Genomic DNA, 22,916 nt, shown 5'->3' on the forward strand with positions numbered 1-22,916 from the left:
GCCGCATCACTCCTCCTCATCGGCGCGGCTGCGCCGTGAGCCGGCTATGCGCGCCACGAGGTCGGCAAGCTCGGTGGGCTGGAAAGCGCCGGCCGCGATTCCCCCGGCCCCATTACCGCCAACGACTTCCTCGCTGCCGAGCGGCAGCACCGCGCTTCCGAAACCCAACTTTTCGGCCTCTTTGAGGCGCTGCTGCGCATGCGCAACCGGCCTCACCGCGCCCGAAAGGCTGATTTCGCCGAAATAGACGCAATCGGCGGGAAGGGCAAGACCGGTGAGCGACGAAACGAGCGCCGCGGCCACCGCGAGATCGGCCGCCGGCTCGGAGATGCGGTAGCCGCCGGCGACGTTGAGATAGACATCATGCTGGCCGAAGCGGACGCCGCAATGGGCTTCCAGCACGGCCAGCACCATGGAGAGCCGCGCGCCGTCCCAGCCGACGACGGCGCGACGCGGCGTGCCGAGCGAGGAGGGCGCGACCAGCGCCTGGATCTCGACGAGAACCGGCCGCGTCCCTTCCATGCCGGCGAAAACCGCCGCACCGGGCGATTTCGCGTGCCGCTCGCCGAGGAACAGCTCCGACGGATTGGCGACCTCGCGCAGCCCCTTGTCCGACATTTCGAAGACGCCGATCTCGTCGGTCGGCCCGAAACGGTTCTTCACGGTGCGCAGGATGCGAAAATGATGATTTCCCTCGCCCTCGAAATAGAGCACGCCGTCGACCATATGCTCGACGACGCGCGGTCCGGCGATCTGGCCTTCCTTGGTGACATGGCCGACGAGCACGATCGCCGCGCCTGTGGATTTCGCGTAGCGGATCATCGCCTGCGCGGCGGCGCGCACCTGGGTGACGGTGCCCGGTGCCGAATCGGCAAGGTCGGTCCACAGCGTCTGGATGGAATCGAGGATGACGAGGTCCGGCCGCTTGCCGTCGGCTATCGTTGCGAGGATGTCCTCGACATTGGTTTCGGCGGCGAGCTCGACCGGCGTCGAGGCGACGCCCAGGCGCTGCGCGCGGAGTCTGATCTGCGCGACCGCCTCCTCGCCCGAGACATAGACGATGCGGTGGCCCTTCGAGGCGAGCGCGGCGGCCGCTTGCGTGAGCAGCGTCGACTTGCCGATGCCGGGATCGCCGCCGACCAGCAGCGCCGAGCCGCGCACGAAGCCGCCGCCGGTAGCGCGGTCGAGCTCACCGATGCCGGAGACAATGCGCGGTGCATCCTCGATGTCGCCTGAAAGGCTGGTGAGCACCACGGCGCGACCCTTGCGGGCGTTGCGCGTGTTCGCCGGCCCCGAACCGATGCCGCCAGCCGTGCCTTCCTCGACCAGCGTGTTCCACTCGCCGCAGGCATCGCATTTGCCCGCCCAGCGCTGATGCACCGAGCCGCAATTCTGGCAGATGAATTGGACGCGCGACTTGGCCACGCTGTTACCTTCTCGCCTGTCGGCGAGCGTAGCGTTCCTTCACGCCCCCCTCTGTCCTGCCGGACATCTCCCCCACAAGGGGGGAGATCAGACTTCGCGAGGGATTTCGCCAATTTTGAACATCGCAGGATAAAGTGCCGGCGCGGATGACGGCTAATCTCCCCCCAAGTGGGGGAGATGTCCGGCAGGACAGAGGGGGGCGCCGTAGAGCGCGATCATCCGCCATTTGTGGTGCGGTCACGAACACGCGCCTACTCGAACCTTTCCGGCAGATGATGCTCCTCGGCCAGATCCGAGAACCGCGTGAACTCGCCGTGGAAGGCGAGGCTGACGGTGCCGGTCGGTCCGTGGCGCTGCTTGGCCACGATGCACTCGGCCTTGCCGCGTGCCTCGTTCATCTCGTTTTCCCACTTGATGTATTCGTCGGTGCCGAGCTTCGGCTCGCGGTTCTTGAGGTAATACTCCTCGCGATACACGAACAGCACCACGTCGGCGTCCTGCTCGATCGAGCCCGATTCGCGCAGGTCCGAGAGCTGCGGGCGCTTGTCGTCGCGGCTTTCGACCTGACGCGACAGCTGTGAGAGCGCGATGATCGGCACGCCGAGCTCCTTGGCCAGCGCCTTCAACCCGGTGGTGATCTCTGTGATCTCCTGCACGCGGTTCTGCGAGGCGCGCGCGCTCGAGCCCTGCATCAGCTGGATATAGTCGATGACGATGAGGTCGAGGCCGCGCTGGCGCTTCAGCCGCCGCGCGCGGGCGGAGAGCTGCGCGATCGAGATACCGCCGGTCTGGTCGATGAACAGCGGGATCTTCTGCATCGTCTGCGAGCAGGCGACCAGCTTCTCGAAGTCCATCTCGGTGATCTCGCCGCGGCGGATCTTCGATGACGAAATTTCGGTCTGCTCGGAGATGATGCGGGTGGCGAGCTGCTCCGACGACATTTCCAGCGAGAAGAAGCCGACGACGCCGCCATTGGCCGCCTTGAAGGTGCCGTCGGCCTGCTGCGCCGGGACGTAAGCCTCGGCGATGTTGAAGGCGATGTTGGTGGCAAGCGAGGTCTTGCCCATGCCCGGGCGCCCGGCGAGCACGATCAGGTCGGAAGGTTGCAGGCCGCCCATGCGGCGGTCGAGGTCGCGCAGGCCCGTTGAGATACCCGACAGGTGGCCGTCGCGCATATAGGCGGCATTGGCCATGTCGACGGCGGTCTTGACCGCATCGTTGAAGCTTTCGAAGCCGCCATCGTAGCGGCCTGTTTCCGCCAGTTCGAAAAGACGCCGCTCGGCGTCCTCGATCTGGTCGGAGGGGGACATGTCGACCGGCGCGTCATAGGCGATGTTGACCATGTCCTCGCCAACGGTGATCAGCGCCCGGCGCGTGGCGAGATCGTAGATGGCGCGGCCGTAATCGGTGGCGTTGACGACGGTGACCGCCTCGACGGCGAGCCGCACGACATACTGCGCCACCGTCATGTCGCCGACCTTCTCTTCCGCCGGCAGGAAGGTCTTCAGCGTGATCGGCGTCGCGATCTTGCCCATGCGGATGAGCTCGGCCGCCACCTCGAAGATGCGGCGGTGCAGCGGTTCGTAGAAATGCGCGGGCTTCAGGAAATCGGAAACGCGGTAGAAGGCGTCGTTGTTGACCAGCATGGCGCCAAGCAGCGCCTGCTCGGCCTCGATGTTGTTCGGTGCCTCGCGATAAAGCGGTTGCTCCGCCACGCCGAGTTTGCGCGCTGCTTCTGCCATGATGTCCCCGATTTCGATCCCGGCTTCTCGATATCAGAACTGGACAAATCCGTGCTGACTTATCTGCAACACTCCTCGGCTCAACCAGCTTTGGTGCCCAATGTTCACAGGAACGGCAAACCGTCCACAGGACAAAATTCCCGCGCCCTGAATCCATTTGACTCGGTTGTGATTCGCCGGAATGAATAGAACAAATAAAGAACAGAATCAAGTTCTGGACTGCGCGCCGACTCACTATACGGAGTCGCCCCAGTCCGCCCGCCGTGCGGCCTTGAAGACGCCGCCGTCGCGCTTGCTGAGCAGGCGCTCGCCGGCATGGCCGTCAGGCCGGCAAAGCTTGAGCACGACCTTGCCGGAGCCCGTCTTTGGCGGCGCGATCACCCGCGCCGCGCGCGCCGGCGCGGGATGACGCGAAGCGGCGAGATAGATGAATTTCTCGTCCTCCCAGGGCACATCGGCGTCCTTCGCCAGCCGATGCAGGCGCGAGCGGGCGACACGCCGCGAGAAGTGGCACCAGTCGGGTGGCGCGAGCGGGCAGGGCGCTTCATGCGGGCAAGGCGCCGAGACATGCGCGCCGGCTTCGATGAGCTGCGTTCGCGCGGCAAGGATGCGCTGCCAGCCGGCCGGCGTGCCGGGCTCGACGATGAGCAGCGTATCGGCCGTCAACCGCCAAAGCCGGTCGACAAGCTTCGGCAGCGAGGCCGGCGCGATCTCGTCCAGCACATAGGCCGAGCTGACGAGGTCGGCGGGCTCGAGACCGTCGAGATCGATGGTGGCGTCGCCGGCAAGCCAGTCGGTGCGGGCGGCGATCGCGCCGGCGGCCAGCGACTGGCCGACCTTGCGCACCGCGGCGCTCGCCTCGACCAGAACCGCCCGTTCGAGCTCAGGCCAGGCATCAGCCGTGGCCCAAAGCATGGTGCCCGGGCCGGCGCCGATATCGAGCAGGCCTTTCGGTTGGAAATCGGGACGGGCATCGGTCAGCGCGTCGAGACAGGCGCGGACCGCGGCATAGGTGGCGGGCAGCCTGGTCGCCAGGTAGGCCTTCACCGCCATATCCTCCGCCATGTGCAGGCGGCCGTCGCGCAGCTCGGCGCGATAGCGCTCGGAAAGCTTTTTCGCGGCCTGTTTCAGCACCGGCAGCGGCACCTTCTCGAGCAGGCTGTCGACGCCTTGCCGGAGTGGGGCGGGCAGTTCCATCTCAGGCGCCCCTGGGTGCGAGCAGGATGACCGAAGCGCCGACGATGCAGAGCGCGGCGCCACCGAGGTCGAAGCGGTCGGGCCGCACGCCTTCGACCAGCCAAAGCCAGGCTAATGAGGCGGCGATGTAGATGCCGCCATAGGCGGCGTAAGCGCGGCCGGCGGCGTTCGTCTCGACCAGCGCCAGCAGGAAGCCGAACAACGCCAGCGACACCAGGCCTGGCACCAGCCAGAGCGGTGACTTCGCCAGCCGCCACCAGGCCCAGAACGAAAAGCAGCCGGCGATCTCGGCAAGCGCGGCTGCGATGTAGATCAGGTAGGTCATGACAGAACCGGTATCGTTTGCCGGGACTTGTCACAAGACGGGGCGGGGATGGCAAGTGGCAGGGTTGGCGGGACAGCGCCCCCCTCTGTCTGCCGGACATCTCCCCCACAAGGGGGAGATCAGGTGTCGCGCCGGCTTTCGTCAATCACCAGCGTTGCAGAAAGGGCGCCGTCGCCGAAGTCGCCAATCTCCCCCCAACAGGGGGAGATGTCCGGCAGGACAGAGGGGGGCGCGAAGGAACACGACGCTGGTCGCTTTTTCTTGTTGATCGCGAGCGCCGTTCTATTCCACCTTCTTGCGGCGGGTAGGCTTGGCGGCAGGCTTTGCCGGCTCCTGGTGGCCGAGATCGCGCAGCTCCAGCGCCTTCTCGCATTTGGCCATGTAGTCGCGCGTCATCGGCAGCGTGTCGTTCTTCTTGGCGATCTGGAATTGGAAGATCACCAGGTCCTGCCAGCGGAAGGCGGCCTCCGAGGCGGCGAGGTAGAACTCCCACATGCGGCAGAAGCGCTCGTCATAGATCGCCTTGGCCTTGTCGCGGTTGGCGGCAAACCGCATGCCCCAGTGCTTCAGCGTCTCGGCATAGTGCAGCCTGAGAACCTCGATGTCGGTGACGACGAGCCCGGATTTCTCGATCGCCGGCATCACTTCGGAAAGGGCCGGGATGTAGCCGCCCGGGAAGATGTATTTGCGAACGAAGGCGCTGGTCGCCCACGGCACGCCTGAGCGGCCGATGGTGTGGAGCAGCATCACGCCGTCGGGCTTGAGCAACGTAGCCGCCTTGTCGAAGAAGGTGCGGTAGTGATTGACGCCGACATGCTCGAACATTCCGACCGAGACGATGCGGTCGAAGCGTTCATTGAGCGCGCGGTAGTCCTTGAGTTCGAAATGCACCCGGTTCTGCAGGCCCAGCGCATGCGCGCGGTCGGTGGCGACGCCGTGCTGTTCGGTCGACAGCGTCACGCCCTGCACGTCGACGTCGAAGGCCTTTGCGAGATAGAGGCCGAGGCCGCCCCAGCCGGAGCCGATGTCGAGCACGGTCTGGCCGGCCTTCAGCCTGAGCTTCGCGGCGATGTGCCGCTTCTTGGCGGTTTGCGCCTCGTCCAGCGTCATGTCGAGCTGTTCGAAATAGGCGCAGGAATACTGCATGTCCTCATCGAGGAAGAGCTTGTAGAGCTCGCCTGACAGATCGTAGTGGCGCTGCACGTTGCGGCGCGAGCGCGCGGCGGTGTTGATCTGCTGGAAACGGCGGAAGGCGTGGCGCAGGCCCTCGATCGCCCTCGACCAGGTGGCGTCGATGCCGCCGCTGCCCATGTTCTGGAAGGCGATGCGCATCATGCCGAGCACGCCGCCTTCGAGGATGTCGAGCTCGCCATCCATATAGGCCTCGGGTACGGCCAGCATCGGATCGAAGCTGATGGCGCGCTCGGCATGCGTGGTCTTGATGTGCATGTGCACGGGCTCGCCGCTGCCATCGCCGAAAGTAACTGTCGAGCCCGTCGGCCCGGTGACCTTGAGATTGCCGACCCGCACCAGGCGGTCGAGAATGCGCTTCAACAGGATGTTCATGACCAAATGTCCCTCAGGGTCAGACTGACTTCGCGTATGACCCGAAATCGGCGACGGTTTCGGGAGGGTCCTGCGCAAAGTCACAGGTACTATGGCGTCATTTGTGCGTCCAAAGGACGCGCGACGCTGTAGTCTGCCTCAAGATATAGGGGTTCGAAAAGTTCCATTTGGCATAAAAATGCCCGGGTCGTGTGCCCGGGCATTAGTCCAGTACTTATTGAACATCGAAGCGACCGGAGCAGGCTCTCCGGCGTGGCCGATCAGGCGTTGTCTTCGCCGCCTTCGAACTCGGCGCTCGGGTCGAAGAAGTTCTCCGGCCGGGCGTTGTCGTTGATGTCCTCGCCATAGATGGCTTCGGCCGTCGTCAGCGTCTCGCCCTTGGCCTGGCGCTCCGCCTCGTCGGCCGAACGGGCGACGTTGAGCGTCACGGTGACCTCGACCTCCGGGTGCAGCGCGATCGCCACATTGGTGAGGCCGATGGTCTTGATCGGCTGGTTGAGCTCGATCTGGTTGCGGCTGACGGTGAAGCCTTCCGCGGTCAAGAGTTCGGCGATGTCGCGGGTCGACACCGAGCCGTAGAGCTGGCCGGTCTCGCCGGCCGAGCGCACGACGATGAAGCTCTTGCCGTCGAGCTTCTCGGCGATCTCAGAGGCTTCCGACTTGCGCTCGAGGTTGCGGGCTTCGAGCTGGGCGCGCTGGCCCTCGAACTTCTTCTTGTTGGCTTCGTTGGCGCGCAGCGCCTTGCCCTGCGGCAAAAGGAAATTGCGGGCGAACCCGTCCTTGACCTTGACGGTGTCGCCCATCTGGCCGAGGCGGGAAATACGCTCGAGGAGAATGACTTCCATGGTTTCGTTCCTTCGTGTGGGCAGCCGATACGCGATCGGCGCCGATGGTTCGGAACAGGTCAGGAAGCAAAGAGGCGTTGCCGCCGGTGTCGCTGTCCTGCCTGTCGCGGCAGTTAGAGGTTTATGGCCTCAACTCGGGATTTGATGCTCGAACCGGTCGTGCCCGTCACGGCCGGAAGGAAGCGGGCGGCAAGCCGCCCGCTCGAAAATATCAGCGAACCACGTAGGGCAGCAGGCCGAGGAAGCGGGCGCGCTTGATCGCCTTGGCGAGCTCGCGCTGCTTCTTCTGGCTGACGGCGGTGATGCGCGACGGCACGATCTTGCCGCGCTCGGAAATGTAGCGCTGCAGGAGACGCACGTCCTTGTAGTCGATCTTCGGGGCGTTGGCGCCGGAGAACGGGCAGGTCTTGCGGCGGCGATGGAACGGACGCCGGGTCGGGATCTGGTTGATGTCGACCATTATTCTGCACCCCCTTCAACGGCTTCGCGCGGACGGCGCGGACCGCGCTCGCCATCGAAGCTGCGCGGCGGACGGTCGCCGCGGTCGCCGCGATCACGATCACCGAACGAGCGCGGGCCTCGGTCGCCACGGTCACGGTCGCCGAAGCCGCCGCGTTCCGAGCGCTCCTCGCGCTTCTGCATCATCGCCGAGGGGCCTTCCTCATGCGCTTCGACCTTGATGGTGAGGAAGCGAAGGACATCCTCGGACAGGCCCATCTGGCGCTCCATTTCGTTGAGCGCGGCCGGCGGGCAGTTGATGTCCATCAGCGTATAGTAAGCCTTCCGGTTCTTCTTGACCCGGTAGGTGAGGGACTTCAGTCCCCAGTTCTCGATCCGGCCGACCGATCCGCCATTGGCGGTGATGACGCCCTTGTACTGTTCGACAAGCGCATCAACCTGCTGCTGCGACAGGTCCTGCCGGGCAAGAAACACATGTTCGTAAAGAGCCATTATGTTTTTCTGCCTTTCTTCGTTTCTCTTACCGGCCCTCGCGGCTAAGCCTCTGCAACTTGTCTGACCCGATCGCGAAGGAGCGGGGAAGAAAGGAGCATCACGAGACGGTCGAGAGCGGAGACACGGGAGGCCAAAAGCGCTTCTGGCTTCATGACGTGGCTTCGAAAAGCCACGGCCCTCCGTTCAGCCCCCAGCAAGGACCGGCAGATTGCCGGCGTCTATACAGCAATTCTCCAGGAAGGCAAGGGAGGGAGCCATGATCGACGATTCCACAATGCCGCAGGGCCGGATTCTCCGGCGCCTGCGGAAAATGGTGCCAGGCTCAACTGGTATGGGCGACGAGCGGGGCGACCGTTTCGGGGAAGAAGTCTGGCGCCACGCGGCGCTTGCCGAACATCATGTCGTACTGGATCAGCCGGAAATCGTTGATCTGCGGATCGATCTTCTTCTGCCTCGCCCAGTCGGGCGTCGCCTCGCCGGAAGGCGACAGCAGCATGTTGCGGTCGACCACGCGGTAACGCTCGCGCAGCGCGCCGAGGAAGCCGGTGTAGTAGGGGTGCGTGATCCCTGCCGTGGTGAGGATATGGTAAGGCAGGAAGGCCGGGCTTACCGAGCCCAGGTTCTCCACCGGACCGGAGCGGTTCGACCAGATGATCAGCGGCGTGTCGTGATGCTCGAGCGCGGCCTCCGGCGTCGGCTCCTTGCGCGGCGCGACATTGTCCTTGAGGAAGCCGGTCTCGACATAGACGGGGCCGAGCGGCGGCAGATGATCGCCGAAGAAGGCGACGATGGTCGGCCGCTCCCGCTTCTTTGCCCACTCGATCAGCCGCTGCAGGCCGCGATCGGCATCGGCCGAGCCTTCGGCGTAGGAGAGCAGCGATTCACGCGCCCAGCTGCTGATGGGCGCGTCGACCGCATGGGTCGGATTGTAATAGCGGTAGGGCTCGTAAGGGCCGTGGTTCTGCAGGCTGACCGCGAACAGGAACACCGGATCCTCGCTGGCATCGGCCTCGCGCATGATCTCGTCGGTCATCGCCGCGTCGGAAGCGAGCGGTCCGCGCTTCTCCATCGGCGGCAGCGTCTCTTCCGAGCGGAAGTCGTTGAAGCCGAAATCGGCATAGACGGCGCCGCGGTTCCAGAACCAGTTGGTGCCCGGGTGGATGGCGCGCGCCCTATAACCTTCGCTCTTCAGGAAGGTCGCCAGCGATGGCGTCGGCGTGCGCACATATTGCTGGTAAGGGATCGAACCCGCCGGCAGGAAGGCGTTGGAGAAGCCGGTCAGCGCCTCGAACTCGATATTGGCGGTCATGCCGCCGAATTCCGGTGAAAACATCGAGCCCGAGCGCAGCGCGCGCACCGTCGGGATCGGATCGGGCTTGATGCTGATGCCGGGAAGTTCCGTCGCATCCCAGAAGGATTCGCTCATCACCACGATGATGTCGGGCTTCTGGTCCGGCATCGAGGCGGCGACCTCGGGACGCGCGATCGCGTCCATCGTCTTGTCGGAATAGCCGGGCGGGGCCGAGACATGCGCCATCGGCACGTTCATCGCGAAGGCGAGCGCGAAGCCGTTGGAGGCATAGTTCTCCTTCTGGTCCCACATGATCGGGATGATCTGCAGCCTGTCGCGCGTCCACGAGAAGGTGGCGTAGTCCATGATCGAGACGAAGAAGGCGAGCAGCGGCACGGTCAGCGTCAGCCGCGCCAGCCGTCCCTTGCGGCTGAGGATCGGCACGCGCCGGCGCCAGAGCCGCCAGCCATAGACGAGCAGCGTCAGACTGGCGACGAGCGCCGCCGCAAGCAATACCGCCGTCCAGGGGCGCTCGCGCACCAGCAGCGGCATCAGCGCCATGATCTGGCGGGCATAGAGGAAATCGGTCGGGTAGAGCGGATCGCCGAGATAGTGCGATTTCTGGTGACCGACAAAAGCCAGTGCCAACGTCAGCGGCGCGACGATCATCAGGCTCTGATGGCTGCGGCCGAGTATGGCGTCGAGCCCGATCAGCACCAGCGCAAAGAGGATGATGGTCGTCCAGCCGGGCTTGAACGGCTGCAGGAAGAAGTCGACCGTGCCGAAGAAATCGCCGCGCACGATCCATTCGATGGCGAACACCAGAAGGGCGGAGGCAAGCAGCGTCGCGAGACCGTAGCGGACGATCGGCCATCTCCGCCCCGGCAGATAGCCGGTGGACGGATCGTCTTCCAAAAATTGCGGCGCGGGCTTGGCCGCGCCTTTCCTGATCCTTGCCACGTCGCTTCCCCGGCCCATGTTACGCGTCTTCCACACGCGTCACGCCACTGTCATCGAAATGTCACGCAAAGCTAGCGCCTGTGGCGGAAATAAGAAGAGCCAGCAAACGATTCGTGAGCGGTTTTCATCAGGTGTGATCAAGTAAAAATTCTGCCGACAGGGAGCTTGTTTGACCGAACCGGCTTCCCATATGCGATCAAGGATCGGTGGAAGCCTATGAAAAAGCTGGATATTTTACATTCTCATTCATATAGGGAAAATGTTGAAACAGTCGCCATTTCCTACCTTAGGTGGTCATCGGCCATTCAGGGTGAAGGTGACTCATTGCGGCGTCAAACCAGCAAAACCAATGAGTGGTTGGCAGCGCATCCCAACGTCCGATTGGCTCACGAACTGGTGGATGCCGGTGTCTCTGCCTTCAAAGGCAAGAACGTTAAGGACGGTGCGCTTGGAGCTTTTCTAGCCGCCATTCAGGAAGGCAGGATACCAAAGGGAACTTATTTGCTGGTAGAGTCCCTTGATCGCATCAGCCGCCTAACCCCGGCAGAGGCATTGGCGATCTTCCTGCAAATCATCAACTCGGGTGTCAACATCGTGACCCTGATGGATGGGCAGGAATATCGGGCAGGGCAGTTGGACATAAGCACCCTGATAATTTCCATTACGAAAATGGCCATGGCCCATGAAGAGGTTGTGAAGCGGTCTGAACGCATCAGGGAGTCATGGGTAGGCAGGACGAAAAAGGCCCGTGAGAAGGGCAAGCACGTACCGGGCAACCCGCCTTCATGGCTCTATGAAGACGCCAATGGGAATTTGCAGGAAGATGACGCCAAGGTGGTCATTGTCCAGCGCATCTTTGACCTATGCATTTCGGGTGTTGGTCTGAACGCCATTGCCCAAACGCTGAATGAAGCTGGTGTGCCGCCTCTGTCACTGCATAAGCGCAAGTCGATCAAGAACCGTTCAAACTTCTGGACCGTCACCAGCGTTGCTTGCATCCTTCGTTACAAGGCTGTTTTCGGGGAATACCACCCGAAGCACGGTGAGCCATGGATAGCGTTCCCGGTGATCGTACCGAAGGAAGACTTTTACCGGGCAGAGGCAGCACGAACCAAACGCCACAACACGGCACGTGGCAGGAATGGGAAGCATTACCACAACCTGTTTAAGGGCATCGCCAAATGTTCGGTTTGCGGTGAGTCCATGACCATCAAAAACGGCAGGAACAGGCGTTCACCGAACCGGCCATTGCAGTTGAAGTGCGTGGGCGGAATCAACAAGTGCAGCGCCAAGCCATGGAATTATGATGTGTTTGAAACTGCCTTCATGTCGTTCGTAAATGAGATTGACCTTAACACCATCATCCATGGTGGTTCGGGTTCGACGCAGGATAAAATCACAACCGATTTGCAGAGCCTACAGGGTGAGCGTTCGAATCTGATGAAGGTGGAAGATTCCTACCTGAAAGCCATTGACGAAGATAGGGAAGTGGAACCGATCTACAGAGAGCGCATCAAAAACAATCGCAAAAAGATCAATGCCATCATCGAACGCATAAAGGCGCTGGAGTCAGACAGGAACCGGGTACAGGCAGAGCGTAGGGCATCCAACGAATTGCTACCGGTGGAGATACCCAAGGACGCCACGATGCGTAAGAAGGTGGCCGAACACATCAGGACGATTGTGGACTCTGTGACGCTCAAACGTGACAGTTCATCTAAGTTCGGTTCGAGCTTCACAGTTCACTTTGCGGGCGGTGCAACCCGTACCGTGCATGTGGACTACACGAACGCCAAGAAGCCCTATGCGGTCACTGGTGCGCATGGTGGCGTTGATATCATTCCAGCGGACAAAGAGACGGCTTTAGATATGCGTGATTACATGATTGGTGACATCACCAAAGAAATTAAATGGGCCATCGATAACGCCCGAACCGATGAACAGCGGGAACAGGTGAGGGGAGTCATTGAGAAGTTTGGGGAATTGATCAAGACTTGATAGACGGTGCCCGTTTGGTGCCTACAAACACATTGCGCCATTGGCCGGTTCCACCGGCTCTGCCAGCATGACAGTGCGGCGCATCATCGCCAGACGCACCAGCTAACAGCACTTCATTCTCGATCTTGGCAAGGGCTGGCGGTTCTCTGGCCCTTTTCTTTACCCAATGGTCTGGCGGTGGCCTTGGCCCGTTGAAGGAATGCTTTTCGAATCGGAAACTTGGGTTGACAGTTTTGCATGTCGCCACGACCGAATTCTAAAAATTCTACACATCGGTAATTAGTAGATAGCCGATTTCGCCTATATTGGCCCCGCATTGGCTTTGAGGGAATCACCATGAAAAATCACGTTGCTACCGTGGTCACGTCCGTTACCAGTGCGCTTATCGTGGCAGCGCTCACTTATTACTTTTTCGGGAGCAGGCCAGAAATTCCCGCTCTGGACGTTCAGCGAAGCATTGTCGGCATTCCGATGAACAGCGGAAACAAGATGCTTATTCCAGCATCTCCCGACAATTACACAGCGGTTTATGTTGTCCAAAAATATGAAATTAGGAACAACGGTGATCGCATCTATAAGGATGTTCTGGTGAGAACATCAGACTTCCGCATGGTGTTGGCGGAATATGATGGACGGGTAGAGATACTTTCCGGGGATAAAATATTCAATTTGAACCCCGGTGACGTGATAATAATTTCAGGTGTGTCTGATGGCTATAATGGTTCGTTTGGAATCGATCCAGCGTCCAAGATTTTGGTTGCTGTGGGTGATAGGCCAATTCCCATCAGAACAAACCAGTCGGTAGATGAAGGAAACCCGATGTACCCGGTTATCAACTTTGCCGTTGATAACCCATTCCTGTCATTCATGATGGCCATGGTTGTCGGTATTATCCTGTTTTTCGTTTTTTTCCTAATCGCTGCAAACATTGTTGTTGCGATCTTTCCGGCCCTTACGCTGAAAATTTTTTCAAACAGGGATTACTACAAGGAATTGGCGTTCTTGAACCACATTAAGAAGGCGGAACCGGAGCGCTACGCTATCATGGCGAAAAAGGCGGAAAAGTTTGAAAGGGAAGTTCTGCCACAGATTGAAGCGGCTTCTTAGCTCTCGGCTTAGTCGATCGGTGGTTTGGAAGAGCAGATCATTGGCTCAACGCTCGTGACCACCATATTCGCTGATCGATCCTTCAATCGCTTGTCTTGCCCTAAACTGCGGCTCTGGCAGAATGCAAAGCTTCATGGGTAGGGGGGATCAAGTGGGCAGATTGTTGTGGTGCCTTGCGGCAACGCTGTTGGCGGGGCAGGCAACTGCGGCGGCTATCGAAAAGGGGCCGCCCCAGGCGGCGGGTTCGCCCGACTTGATCACGATCACAGGCGTAATCGAGCCCCAAGACGATCTCCAGTTCAACCAAGTGGCCGCCACGACCGGCCAAGCGATTGTCGTTCTCAACAGCGAGGGCGGGGCCGTCTTGCCAGCCCTTGAAATAGGAAGATCCATTAGGCTCAGGGGGTTTTCTACCGCCGTGGCGAGCGACACCCTTTGCGCCTCTGCGTGTGCTCTGGCGTGGCTTGCTGGTACGCCACGATTGGCAGGCCAAACCGCCAACATCGGCTTCCACGCCTCGTATATTGTCAAGGATGGAACTCCCAGCGAGACCGGTGTCGGGAACGCCTTAATAGGCGCTTACTTGAACCAACTCGGCCTTTAGCAGGATGCGATTGTCTTTATCACCTCTGCGCCGCCTGAGGGGATGGCTTGGCTATCTGGGGAAAAGGCGGGCGAATTGGGCGTGCAATTCGCCACTTATCAAACACAGGCCGGTGGGCCAGCAACGGTGGTGACGCAGACCGCTCCAGCGCCTTACGATCCTATGAAGGTCGCCGCCGCCTTCTACAATGCGCTATCTAATGCCGATGGGGTTTCCGCATCCGCACTTGTCGTGCCGGAGAAGCGTGGAATTGGCCCCTTCAACGAGGCGTCTATCCATTCCTATTTCGGCGGGCTTTCTTCTCCGCTGCAACTCCAGGCGATTTCACGGCGTGGTGCAGATAAGGTCACCGTCGCTTACGCATACGCCCGAGCTGATGGGTCGACCTGCCAAGGCAAGGCAGAAGTGCAGACCACATACCAGTACGGCAAGACGCTGATCAGCAAGATACGTGCGCTTAACGGGTGTTGATGGGTTAAGCGATCTCCCCTGGGGGTGAAGATTTAGCACCATTTGAATCTCGAACGACGATCATGTTTTCGGCAGGAGGGTAAATTGACAGTCATTCTTTTCGAAGGAGGTTCCGGTGCTATGTGGAGGGCGGCGGGTGATGGCTTCAACGGCTTCGGTCCGGGCATTAATGGACAGATGTGGCGATCTAACCAAGCCGGTGGCTATAATGGCTTTGGACCGGGCATCGACGGGCAGATGTGGCGTTCCAACGGTGCCGGTGGCTTTAACGGTTTTGGACCCGGCATCGACGGAAGAATGTGGCGCCCCGATGGCCAAGGCGGATTTAACGGCTTTGGACCGGGCATCGACGGTCAAATGTGGCGCTCCGACCGAGCCGGTGGCTTCAACGGCTTCGGCCCCGGTATCGAGGGCCGTATGTGGCGTTCTGACGGTGCTGGCGGCTTCAATGGCTTCTAAGGTGTCAACCGGGCGCTCGATCAAACCCCACCATAATGATCGAATCGATAGGGTAGTTCTCGTCAACGTTTTTCAACGCATAGCGAGCGACGGCTTCCTTGGAAATCGCTGGTTCGACCTTGCACGCTATGGGAGCGCCAAAATGGCGCTTTCCAATCTTCGTCCAGAAATCCTGCGATGCCTGCTGAAAGAGGCTCTCTTTGACACAGGGAACGGCAAGGAGGCAGTGATAGTGAAGGAAGGTGTCATCAATGCCGTTCTTTTTGACCGTCTCACAGACGCCCAACGCCGGCAGCTTTCCGTCGGAGCCAAATTTTCTGCGCATGGCGGAGAAATAGGCTCTCACGAGGCGATCACCTGTCGGGCGGTCCCTCTCGGAAACAGCGAATGGCATTACCCCCTCCTTGGTTTTTCCAGACAGTCGCCGGTAGGCGGCCTCCGGATCGTTTGCTGCTACGAAAGAAATCGTGACGAATTGGGTCATGTCGTGCTTCTGCACTTCGCCAAGGATGAGTTCCTTGGCTATGCCGGTGCCGGCCTTGGCCAAATGGTCTTCGAAGATTTTTCGGACCAAGGCGCTGGTGTTTCCAGAAGCGGATCGTTTTGCCAGTGCGGCAAGGGCGTTGTGCGTGGTGGGGTCGAGACGGACGTTAATCATCGAGCGGAGAAAAATCAGTAGCTTGCAATTCTTCGGTGACAATTGTAATGTTTTTTGCAAGAGTATTGAGTTCTCTCACGGCAATTTCAAGTCTAATCCTATACGAGCTTCTATTTTTTCGCTCTATGATGTGCTCCATTTGGAGTTTGGATGATTTAATCAACTGGTCTATATAAAATTCGTCTCCATCAATTCCAAATGCACTTTTGGCAATATCAATTCTTGGTTCGTTACATTGACAGCTATCATCGTTTGAGGTATAAGTGGTATCTTGAAAGTTCATTTATTTCTTTCTTTGGACGAGGTTATAGAGTTGGTGGCTTAATGCCTTTCAAAAATATTCATCATAAAGCGCTTGGCGCTGGTAACGTCGTACGGGAGAGCTTTCTTATAAATCAGCCGTATTACGATTAACCATCAGTATGTATCTCGAATTGTTGTGCGACTTTGCGAAATATTATTGCTTTCTTCTCTGCCGAACAGGAATAAAATTTCGAGGTTTAGCCCGTCGTGCACGTAATGACAGCGCTATATGGGCTGCGCATCTCGACGAACGAACCAGAATTGTTTGCCACTCATAAAGTGCGTGTAGGGAAACTGCTTCGTGGACATGCCGTACCGGGCGAGGAGACGGCCATAAATCCGATGCTTCCGGTCATCGGTCGCCTCGAAGTGGAACCCGTAGGGCTTTTCACGAGAAACCCATGCGGTTGTGAGTGACACCACGTGCCGCAGCACGGGAAATCCGTTCCGGAAGTAGCCACTACCAGTGAACTGGACGCATTCATCGTCCCAGTCTGCCCACGAGCCACCCGAGAAGGCCTTTAACGGTGTCTGCCCGCCGATTACTCGGAAGGCAACGGGACCGCCATGTGTCGCTGAGAATTCGAATAGCAGTCCTTCGATTTTGAACCGCTGACGATAACACCTCTGTCCGGTATCAGGGCTTGAGGGTGAAGCTACGTTCCAGTTCGTCAAGATCGGCTTTGTGTTCTCGCCAGTGGGCTTTGAAATTCTCAACTCCGGTCTCTTTCAGCAACCTGTCGATCTCAGCACGGGCGGGCAGGGGAAGATTGCCGATCCACGCCCTGGCGTCGTCCGGCAACTGCTCCAGAAGGAGCCTTATCGCAGTTTGAGCCATCAAGCGGCCTCAGCCAAAATCCGGTACACCGAGGAGCGGCCAACGCCGAGCGCTTTTGCGATCTCTGCCGGCTTCTTCCCTGCGTGGTGCATTGACCAGATGGCATCCGACTTCCGGCGGGCGGTGGGCACCCGGCCAAGGAACTTGTGCTCAGCCTTGGCCTTAGCGATGCCCTCACGCTGCCTCGCCAGCATGATTTCTCGCTCGAACTGAGCAATTGACCCCAGCAAGTTCATCATCAGCCGGCCTGTCGCCGAGGTAGTGTCAATCGCCGGGTCCAGAATTTTCAGACCGACCTTCTTTGCAGCCAGTCGGGCTTCGATGTTGTGAACGTCGCCAACTGAGCGACCGAGGCGATCGAGGCGGGTAACAACCAAGGTATCTCCGTCCCGAACAAACTCGATAGCGCTTTCAAGTTCCGTGCGCTTGGAATTGACGGAAGAAACCTGCTCACCAAAAACCTTTTCACAGCCCTGCAATCTCAAATCCCGAAGTTGCGCTTCATAGCCGGCCTGCTGCTCAATCGTGCTGGTTCTGGCGTAGCCTACAAACATCCAAATTCCTTCCCAATAGCCTCTTAGAGATTGTGGGATAAAATTCCCAAAAAGTCAATGGAACTCTTGTGGGACTGAAAGGAACCGATATGGTCCGTCCCACAAGAGCAGGGCCTATTTGGAGGAAATCGTGGCAGCCAACGATGGGGTGGACGACATACTGGCTCAATTCGTTCAGAGCCGCCCGATCTATGAGTCCTATACGAGCGTCCTCAAGCGACTTCTTGAAACCCTTTTTGAAGTAAATGGAACTGAATATCTGCAAATCGAAAGCAGAACAAAGACAATTGAAAGCCTTGTTGGTAAGCTAAATCGTCCGGAGAAAGAGGGAAAATATAAATCTCTTGGCGACATAACCGATCTATCCGGTCTGAGAATTGTCACATTTTATGAAAGAGATGTGGAAAATATATGTAGGGTTCTTGAGCAGAACTTCAATATCGACAACGAAAATTCCGTTGACAAACGGAAAACAATGGAAAGCGACAGGTTCGGCTACCTCTCTGTCCACTATGTGTTGGGTTTAAGCGATATTAGGAATAAACTACCGGAAAACGCCAATTTTGTTCATCTAAAGGCTGAAGTTCAGGTGAGAACTGTCCTTCAGCATGCATGGGCCGTTTTGGACCGCAAGCTACGTTACAATACAAAGTCTGCAATACCAAAGGAGATAAAAAGGAAGTTGTTCTTAGTTAGCGCAAAGCTTGAGGATGCTGATAGTAACCTGACTGACATTGATCTTAAGGTTGCAGAGCTGAGAAAGCTATACAGCGATGAACTCAAGCAGGGGGATCCATCTTCTGACATAAACAAGGATTCGTTAGAAGTTTTTGTCCAACAAAGCAAGGAGTTGGAGCGCATATGGGAGCAGGCGGACAATGCAAAGATAGCAAGCAATATTGAATTGTCCTCAGATCAAGCTACCAAAACGTTAGGTAATCTAATCGACCTACTTAACCTTATTGGAATCACGAACGTTAGGCAGTTGAGTCAGTTCATCAGTGAAATTGCAGGCAAGGCTCCTAAGATATTCTCTGAGTTTGCCTCGGAGGCCGCAAAAAGAGGTCTTGTCAAGAAATATACGAAGTACGGGATCGTAAGGTTACTCCTCTGTTTTTCAGATAACGATGCGGTGGCGGATGCGGCGCTGAAGAACACTCCGTATGTGAACAATACCCGAGAGATAATTTCGGAAACAATAAAGCGTGTAAGAAAATAGGTTGAGGATGATCGGATCGCTCTCTTGGCCTTAAGGCTCGGACATGCGACTGCGACGGAAACCGAAATTGGAGGACGGATCGCCGGATGGTCGAGGAGAGGAGAGTCGACCAATTCAATCTATGACGCCGATGGGCTTCGTTTTGCTAACGCCTTTAGCTGCTCAATGGCGACCTGCAGATCGCCGTCACTAAGGCCGGCGAGGATCACGCCGGCTTGAATTTCAAGCATGGCTCGCTCCTCGGATTGAGCCAGATCGCCTTCCTGAAAGAAAACCCTAACAGGGACATCCAGCGCCTTCCCGAGACGCACGAGGGTCTCGAAATTTGGCCAATATACGCCCCTTTCCCACTGGGACACGGCGTCAACTGACCTATCAGTCCGGAGCGCCAAATCCTCTTGCGTAAGCTCTCGCAAGTTGCGGAGTTCTCTCAGAATCGTACCGAAATTTGTGTTCGCTGACATGAGGCAGCATTGCGCTGCCTGCTTCAAACGGTGAACCGAACAACGTCCGTCAAATCCCGATGTGAGGCGTAATAAGTTACGGAAATTCCGTTGAGATTCTCACTTTCATTGGCTATTTAAGTCGGGTGGTGACGATGGCTTGGGGGAAGGGAATGAGCGCAGATAAAGCCGACGAACTGACTCGTCTTTCGGCTCTCAGAGGGAGGGGAATTATCTCGGCCAAGGGGTACGAAAGTGTGAAGTCGCAACTTCTCAGTGGCAGGCACGTGGAAATCGCTGAGGAAATCGAAAAGCTGTACGGGCTGCTATCAGACAAGACGCTGACCAAAAAGGAATTCGAGAGGGCCGTGTCAGCTTTGATGTTTCCTCCGAATTCAAAAAGTTCGGGTGCCCGGGCGCCCGAAGCCAAATTTGGCTCGAAGTTTCTGGTCAGGCTCGTGGTTGTAGTTGGCGGGCTGTATTTGCTGCACCTCGCCATCAACTTCAATGGTGACTCGACCAAATTCGCAGCAGGGAACGAGGCCGTTACCGACGCAGGAACCAGCACGGCAGGGGTCCAGTCCAATCCGGTCCAAAACGTTCAATCTGAGCCGGTCATTCCTGATCAGGAAGCGAGATTTGTCGCAATCAACAGCGAATTTCGGGAGAGATACAAGGCTTCGCAGAACGACCTGCTAAAATCCACGCTCGTGCAGGAAAGGGGTAAAAAGCTCGAAGCGTTCAGCCAAGATGGTTCGGTCTCGAACTGGGTAGGGAAAGTGTCCAAAGTTGATCGGGTGAGCGGCCGTTGGGCATCGCTTTCCGTTGAGGTTGGAGAGGAAATTCGAATTGGCTCCGGCGGCTTATTGGACAATCCGGATTCAATGGTGAACGGAATTCTGAATCAGACCGCAGAAACGCTTGGGTCGTCGGAGAGAACCAAGCCGGAGGACGGAAGTTTCATAACCGCCGATTCGAGCTTGTATCAAACCCTGTTGGGGTTGGAGGTCGGCCAAACAATCGTTTTCTCGGGACATTTTTACCCATCGGATGTCAGTGGGCTTGCGGATACCAATCTGCTGGAAGAGCCCTCGATGGTCAGTCCTGCCTATAAATTTAGGTTCGAAAAAATTGCACCGAGGTAGCTGTCTGGTCGCCGATCCCGAATGGTGAGTTTTGCTAAAAGATCTGGCGGCAAATTGATTCATGGAGTGTGATCGCCAAAAAGCCTTTTGGAACAGGGAAATCGGCCGGTTTCCCGGTTGAAATAGGCGCTGAATTGGTCCCCGCGGGCTTGACTTGGCCGTCCGCCTTGCGCCAGAGGCTGGGAAAAACAAGCCGTTGGAGACGCTAAGATGGCCGTCGCATTCACCTTTCCGGGACAGGGCAGCCAGGCCGTCGGCATGGGCAAGGACCTTGCCGATGCTTTTCCCGAGGCGCGCCGCATCTTCGAGGAAGTTGACGATGCGCTTGGCGAAAAGCTGTCGAAGCTGATCTGGGAAGGACCGGAAGAAGCCCTGACGCTGACGGCCAACGCCCAGCCGGCGCTGATGGCGGTGTCGCTTGCCGCGCTGAGGGCGCTGGAAGCGCGCGGCTTTTCGCTGAAGGACAAGGTGTCTTACGTCGCCGGCCATTCGCTCGGCGAATATTCGGCGCTTGCCGCTTCCGGCTTCGTGTCGGTCGCCGATGCCGCGCGGCTGCTGCGCATCCGCGGCAACGCCATGCAGGCGGCGGTGCCGGCGGGCCAGGGCGCCATGGCCGCAATCATCGGGCTGGAGCAGGCCGATGTCGAAGCCGCCTGTGCGGAAGCCGCGCAGGGCGCCGTCTGCCAGGTCGCCAACGACAATGGCGGCGGCCAGTTGGTCATTTCCGGCGCCAAGGCGGCGGTCGAGCGCGCGGCAAAGCTCTGCACCGAAAAGGGCGCCAAGCGGGCGCTGATGCTGCAGGTCTCCGCCCCCTTCCATTCCGCCCTGATGGCGCCGGCGGCCGAGATCATGCGCGAGGCGCTGGCCGGCGTGAAGAAGACCGCGCCAGTGGTCCCCGTCGTCTCCAACGTCACCGTGACCCCGACCAGCGATCCGGACGAGATCGCCCGCCGTCTGGTCCAGCAGATAACTGGCCGTGTGCGCTGGCGCGAGACGGTGGAATGGTTCGGCGCCAACGGCGTGGCGACGCTCTACGAAGTCGGCGCCGGCAAGGTGCTGTCGGGGCTGGCGCGGCGCATCAACCGCGATATCGTCACCGGGGCCATCGGCACGGCCGCGGAGGTCGAAACGGCGCTGGCGGTCTTATAGGCGGGAAAACTGGAACTTCTATCGACAGGTGCGGCCATGCCTATATCGATCCGTCTTTCTCCCGAACTTGAGCGACGCATCGAAAGTCTGGCGACGAAAACCGGCCAAAGCAAAGCTCAGTGCATACGCGATTTTGTTGAGCGCGGACTGGAAGATCTTGAGGATTATTACCTGGCCGCAGAGGTGGTGGAACGTATCGCGCGTGGCGAAGAGCGCGTCGTGAGCGCAGAGGACTTCTGGCATGGCCTGGACAATATGACGTATACGGAACGAGGGCCGCTCCCGCGGCGTCCGGAAGAGAGAGGTTGAAGAAATGTTCGAACTGACCGGCCGCAAGGCGCTCGTCACCGGCGCATCGGGAGGTATCGGCGAGGCGATCGCCAGGGTGCTGCACAGCCAGGGCGCCATCGTCGGCCTGCACGGCACCCGTGTCGAGAAATTGGAAGCGCTGGCCGGCGAGTTCGGCGACCGCGTAAAGCTGTTTCCGGCGGACCTGACCAACCGCGACGCGGTCAAGGCGCTCGGCCAGAAGGCGGAAGCCGACCTCGAAGGCGTCGACATCCTGGTCAACAATGCCGGCATCACCAAGGACGGCCTGTTCGTGCGCATGTCGGATGCCGACTGGGATTCAGTGCTCGAGGTGAACCTCACCGCCGTGTTCCGGCTCACCCGCGAGCTCACCCATCCGATGATGCGCCGCCGCCATGGCCGCATCATCAACATCACCTCCGTGGTCGGCGTCACCGGCAATCCGGGCCAGACCAATTACTGCGCCTCCAAGGCCGGCATGATCGGCTTTTCCAAGTCGCTGGCGCAGGAGATCGCCACCCGCAACATCACCGTCAACTGCGTCGCCCCGGGCTTCATCGAATCGGCCATGACCGACAAGCTCAACGACAAGCAGAAAGAGACCATCATGGCCGCGATTCCGACCAGGCGCATGGGCACCAGCGCCGAGGTCGCCTCGGCTGTCGCCTACCTCGCTTCCAATGAGGCGGCTTACGTCACCGGCCAGACCATCCACGTGAATGGCGGCATGGCGATGATTTAGGCTGTGTTGAGATTCAGGTAATGCCGGCCTGCAAACAGTGGCTTTCTGCGCTTGCGGTGCTCACGGCCCCCCGAATGTCCGCTCCGCTCCGGTTCTCGAAAGCCACATCTTCAGCTCGGCCTGACCTGAATCTCAACACAGCCTGACCGACCAAGGTCCGGCGGCTGTGAAAACAGCCATTTCGGCTTGGACGCCCGCCATTTTTCGTGTAATGCGGCCGGCAACCCGGCGGTTCGGGCAAGAACCGGTCCTGTGGCGTTGCGTTTCCCACAAGACCATCTTTCAGCTTGATTAGCGGCATTCCGCCCGCTAACGAAGACAACACAACGTAAGACGAGGCCCCAAATGAGTGACACCGCAGAGCGCGTCAAGAAGATCGTCATCGAGCATCTCGGCGTCGATGCCGACAAAGTGACGGAGCAGGCGAGCTTCATCGACGATCTGGGCGCGGACAGCCTCGATACGGTTGAACTCGTCATGGCGTTCGAAGAAGAGTTCGGCGTCGAGATTCCGGACGACGCCGCCGAGACCATCCTGACTGTCGGCGATGCCGTGAAGTACATCGACAAGGCCTCGGCCTGAGACTTTCCGCGGGCATCACCGGGGAGGACC

General features: G+C 59.1%; 24 protein-coding genes and 1 pseudogene. 11 read left to right on the plus strand and 14 right to left on the minus strand.

Annotated features, from left to right (window positions below):
• Positions 1–6 precede the first annotated feature (6 nt).
• The 9 genes from radA to RFN30_RS03020 form a co-directional block, all read right to left on the minus strand.
• Positions 7–1,425 carry a DNA repair protein RadA gene (gene radA / locus RFN30_RS02980; RefSeq protein WP_127427362.1) on the minus strand — a complete coding sequence of 473 codons (1,419 nt, stop codon included), beginning with the start codon at positions 1,423–1,425 and terminating at the stop codon, positions 7–9.
• Between the two features lie 251 nt (positions 1,426–1,676).
• Positions 1,677–3,167 (minus strand): replicative DNA helicase, encoded by a 1,491-nt coding sequence (locus RFN30_RS02985; protein ID WP_320260632.1) that lies wholly within the window; start codon positions 3,165–3,167, stop codon positions 1,677–1,679.
• Positions 3,168–3,401: 234 nt separating this feature from the next.
• Entirely contained in the window at positions 3,402–4,364 is a 963-nt protein-coding gene (locus RFN30_RS02990; protein WP_320260633.1) for a small ribosomal subunit Rsm22 family protein, read from the minus strand.
• 1 nt (position 4,365) lies between these two features.
• Entirely contained in the window at positions 4,366–4,689 is a 324-nt protein-coding gene (locus RFN30_RS02995; protein ID WP_320260634.1) for a YnfA family protein, read from the minus strand.
• Between the two features lie 282 nt (positions 4,690–4,971).
• Complete coding sequence (locus tag RFN30_RS03000) at positions 4,972–6,255, minus strand: cyclopropane fatty acid synthase (protein WP_320260635.1); 1,284 nt, start codon at positions 6,253–6,255, stop codon at positions 4,972–4,974.
• A 260-nt stretch (positions 6,256–6,515) separates the two neighbouring features.
• Positions 6,516–7,100, minus strand: coding sequence for a 50S ribosomal protein L9 (rplI, locus tag RFN30_RS03005; RefSeq protein WP_320260636.1), 585 nt, complete (start codon positions 7,098–7,100; stop codon positions 6,516–6,518).
• 211 nt (positions 7,101–7,311) lie between these two features.
• A complete protein-coding gene (gene rpsR, locus RFN30_RS03010; RefSeq protein ID WP_006203718.1) occupies positions 7,312–7,560 on the minus strand; it encodes a 30S ribosomal protein S18 in 249 nt (82 codons plus the stop codon).
• A complete protein-coding gene (gene rpsF, locus RFN30_RS03015) occupies positions 7,560–8,051 on the minus strand; it encodes a 30S ribosomal protein S6 (protein WP_320260637.1) in 492 nt (163 codons plus the stop codon). Before rpsF ends, rpsR begins: the two co-directional genes overlap by 1 nt.
• A gap of 325 nt (positions 8,052–8,376) precedes the next feature.
• A complete protein-coding gene (locus RFN30_RS03020) occupies positions 8,377–10,305 on the minus strand; it encodes an LTA synthase family protein (RefSeq protein ID WP_430698545.1) in 1,929 nt (642 codons plus the stop codon).
• 216 nt (positions 10,306–10,521) lie between these two features.
• On the opposite strand from RFN30_RS03020, the gene RFN30_RS03025 reads away from it, so the two are divergent.
• The 5 genes from RFN30_RS03025 (at position 10,522) to RFN30_RS03045 (ending at position 14,944) form a co-directional block, all read left to right on the plus strand.
• Positions 10,522–12,303, plus strand: a complete 1,782-nt coding sequence (locus tag RFN30_RS03025; RefSeq protein ID WP_320260639.1) for a recombinase family protein — start codon at positions 10,522–10,524, stop codon at positions 12,301–12,303.
• Between the two features lie 336 nt (positions 12,304–12,639).
• On the plus strand, positions 12,640–13,410 hold the full coding sequence (locus RFN30_RS03030) for a hypothetical protein (protein ID WP_320260640.1): 771 nt from the start codon (positions 12,640–12,642) through the stop codon (positions 13,408–13,410).
• Positions 13,411–13,663: 253 nt separating this feature from the next.
• A complete protein-coding gene (locus RFN30_RS03035; RefSeq protein ID WP_320260641.1) occupies positions 13,664–14,014 on the plus strand; it encodes a hypothetical protein in 351 nt (116 codons plus the stop codon).
• Positions 14,015–14,089: 75 nt separating this feature from the next.
• Positions 14,090–14,485, plus strand: coding sequence for a hypothetical protein (locus RFN30_RS03040; RefSeq protein WP_320260642.1), 396 nt, complete (start codon positions 14,090–14,092; stop codon positions 14,483–14,485).
• An 84-nt stretch (positions 14,486–14,569) separates the two neighbouring features.
• Positions 14,570–14,944 (plus strand): hypothetical protein, encoded by a 375-nt coding sequence (locus RFN30_RS03045; RefSeq protein ID WP_320260643.1) that lies wholly within the window; start codon positions 14,570–14,572, stop codon positions 14,942–14,944.
• Positions 14,945–14,948: 4 nt separating this feature from the next.
• Here the strand turns inward: RFN30_RS03045 and RFN30_RS03050 are convergent, their stop codons facing one another.
• The 4 genes from RFN30_RS03050 to RFN30_RS03065 form a co-directional block, all read right to left on the minus strand.
• Entirely contained in the window at positions 14,949–15,644 is a 696-nt protein-coding gene (locus RFN30_RS03050; RefSeq protein WP_320260644.1) for a YlcI/YnfO family protein, read from the minus strand.
• Positions 15,595–15,885 carry a hypothetical protein gene (locus tag RFN30_RS03055; RefSeq protein ID WP_320260645.1) on the minus strand — a complete coding sequence of 97 codons (291 nt, stop codon included), beginning with the start codon at positions 15,883–15,885 and terminating at the stop codon, positions 15,595–15,597. The genes RFN30_RS03050 and RFN30_RS03055 overlap by 50 nt, the downstream gene beginning before the upstream one ends.
• A gap of 657 nt (positions 15,886–16,542) precedes the next feature.
• Positions 16,543–16,743, minus strand: a complete 201-nt coding sequence (locus tag RFN30_RS03060; RefSeq protein WP_320260646.1) for a hypothetical protein — start codon at positions 16,741–16,743, stop codon at positions 16,543–16,545.
• Entirely contained in the window at positions 16,743–17,297 is a 555-nt protein-coding gene (locus tag RFN30_RS03065; protein ID WP_320260647.1) for a recombinase family protein, read from the minus strand. The genes RFN30_RS03060 and RFN30_RS03065 overlap by 1 nt, the downstream gene beginning before the upstream one ends.
• Positions 17,298–17,427: 130 nt before the next feature.
• Here RFN30_RS03065 and RFN30_RS03070 point away from each other — a divergent pair, with 130 nt between their 5' ends.
• Positions 17,428–18,516, plus strand: coding sequence for a GTP pyrophosphokinase (locus RFN30_RS03070; RefSeq protein WP_320260648.1), 1,089 nt, complete (start codon positions 17,428–17,430; stop codon positions 18,514–18,516).
• Positions 18,517–18,800: 284 nt separating this feature from the next.
• Here RFN30_RS03070 and RFN30_RS32355 read toward each other — a convergent pair.
• A pseudogene (locus RFN30_RS32355) lies at positions 18,801–18,980 on the minus strand (helix-turn-helix domain-containing protein); the annotation flags it as partial.
• A gap of 152 nt (positions 18,981–19,132) precedes the next feature.
• Here RFN30_RS32355 and RFN30_RS03075 point away from each other — a divergent pair.
• From RFN30_RS03075 to RFN30_RS03095, 5 genes are all read left to right on the plus strand, one after another.
• Positions 19,133–20,104: a hypothetical protein gene (locus RFN30_RS03075; RefSeq protein ID WP_320260649.1), complete on the plus strand. Its 972-nt coding sequence runs from the start codon at positions 19,133–19,135 to the stop codon at positions 20,102–20,104.
• Between the two features lie 210 nt (positions 20,105–20,314).
• Positions 20,315–21,253 (plus strand): ACP S-malonyltransferase, encoded by a 939-nt coding sequence (gene fabD, locus RFN30_RS03080; protein WP_320260650.1) that lies wholly within the window; start codon positions 20,315–20,317, stop codon positions 21,251–21,253.
• A 36-nt stretch (positions 21,254–21,289) separates the two neighbouring features.
• The gene (gene relB / locus RFN30_RS03085) at positions 21,290–21,562 is read left to right on the plus strand and encodes a type II toxin-antitoxin system RelB family antitoxin (protein WP_320260651.1); all 273 of its coding nucleotides are present in this window, start codon (positions 21,290–21,292) and stop codon (positions 21,560–21,562) included.
• A 4-nt stretch (positions 21,563–21,566) separates the two neighbouring features.
• Positions 21,567–22,304, plus strand: a complete 738-nt coding sequence (gene fabG, locus RFN30_RS03090) for a 3-oxoacyl-[acyl-carrier-protein] reductase (RefSeq protein WP_320260652.1) — start codon at positions 21,567–21,569, stop codon at positions 22,302–22,304.
• Positions 22,305–22,649: 345 nt separating this feature from the next.
• Positions 22,650–22,886 carry an acyl carrier protein gene (locus RFN30_RS03095; RefSeq protein WP_006203723.1) on the plus strand — a complete coding sequence of 79 codons (237 nt, stop codon included), beginning with the start codon at positions 22,650–22,652 and terminating at the stop codon, positions 22,884–22,886.
• The last annotated feature ends 30 nt before the right edge of the window (positions 22,887–22,916 follow it).

The organism is Mesorhizobium dulcispinae (genome assembly GCF_033977345.1).
Taxonomy (GTDB): Bacteria; Pseudomonadota; Alphaproteobacteria; order Rhizobiales; family Rhizobiaceae; genus Mesorhizobium; species Mesorhizobium dulcispinae.

Coding starts and splice junctions, on each gene's coding strand:
- RFN30_RS02985 (WP_320260632.1), bottom strand. CDS start 3,167: ATGGCAGAAGCAGCGCGCAAACTCGGCGTGGCGGAGCAACCGCTTTAT.
- RFN30_RS02990 (WP_320260633.1), bottom strand. CDS start 4,364: ATGGAACTGCCCGCCCCACTCCGGCAAGGCGTCGACAGCCTGCTCGAG.
- RFN30_RS02995 (WP_320260634.1), bottom strand. CDS start 4,689: ATGACCTACCTGATCTACATCGCAGCCGCGCTTGCCGAGATCGCCGGC.
- RFN30_RS03000 (WP_320260635.1), bottom strand. CDS start 6,255: ATGAACATCCTGTTGAAGCGCATTCTCGACCGCCTGGTGCGGGTCGGC.
- rplI (WP_320260636.1), bottom strand. CDS start 7,100: ATGGAAGTCATTCTCCTCGAGCGTATTTCCCGCCTCGGCCAGATGGGC.
- rpsR (WP_006203718.1), bottom strand. CDS start 7,560: ATGGTCGACATCAACCAGATCCCGACCCGGCGTCCGTTCCATCGCCGC.
- rpsF (WP_320260637.1), bottom strand. CDS start 8,051: ATGGCTCTTTACGAACATGTGTTTCTTGCCCGGCAGGACCTGTCGCAG.
- RFN30_RS03025 (WP_320260639.1), top strand. CDS start 10,522: ATGAAAAAGCTGGATATTTTACATTCTCATTCATATAGGGAAAATGTT.
- RFN30_RS03030 (WP_320260640.1), top strand. CDS start 12,640: ATGAAAAATCACGTTGCTACCGTGGTCACGTCCGTTACCAGTGCGCTT.
- RFN30_RS03055 (WP_320260645.1), bottom strand. CDS start 15,885: ATGAACTTTCAAGATACCACTTATACCTCAAACGATGATAGCTGTCAA.
- RFN30_RS03060 (WP_320260646.1), bottom strand. CDS start 16,743: ATGGCTCAAACTGCGATAAGGCTCCTTCTGGAGCAGTTGCCGGACGAC.
- RFN30_RS03065 (WP_320260647.1), bottom strand. CDS start 17,297: ATGTTTGTAGGCTACGCCAGAACCAGCACGATTGAGCAGCAGGCCGGC.
- RFN30_RS03075 (WP_320260649.1), top strand. CDS start 19,133: ATGAGCGCAGATAAAGCCGACGAACTGACTCGTCTTTCGGCTCTCAGA.
- fabD (WP_320260650.1), top strand. CDS start 20,315: ATGGCCGTCGCATTCACCTTTCCGGGACAGGGCAGCCAGGCCGTCGGC.
- relB (WP_320260651.1), top strand. CDS start 21,290: ATGCCTATATCGATCCGTCTTTCTCCCGAACTTGAGCGACGCATCGAA.
- fabG (WP_320260652.1), top strand. CDS start 21,567: ATGTTCGAACTGACCGGCCGCAAGGCGCTCGTCACCGGCGCATCGGGA.
- RFN30_RS03095 (WP_006203723.1), top strand. CDS start 22,650: ATGAGTGACACCGCAGAGCGCGTCAAGAAGATCGTCATCGAGCATCTC.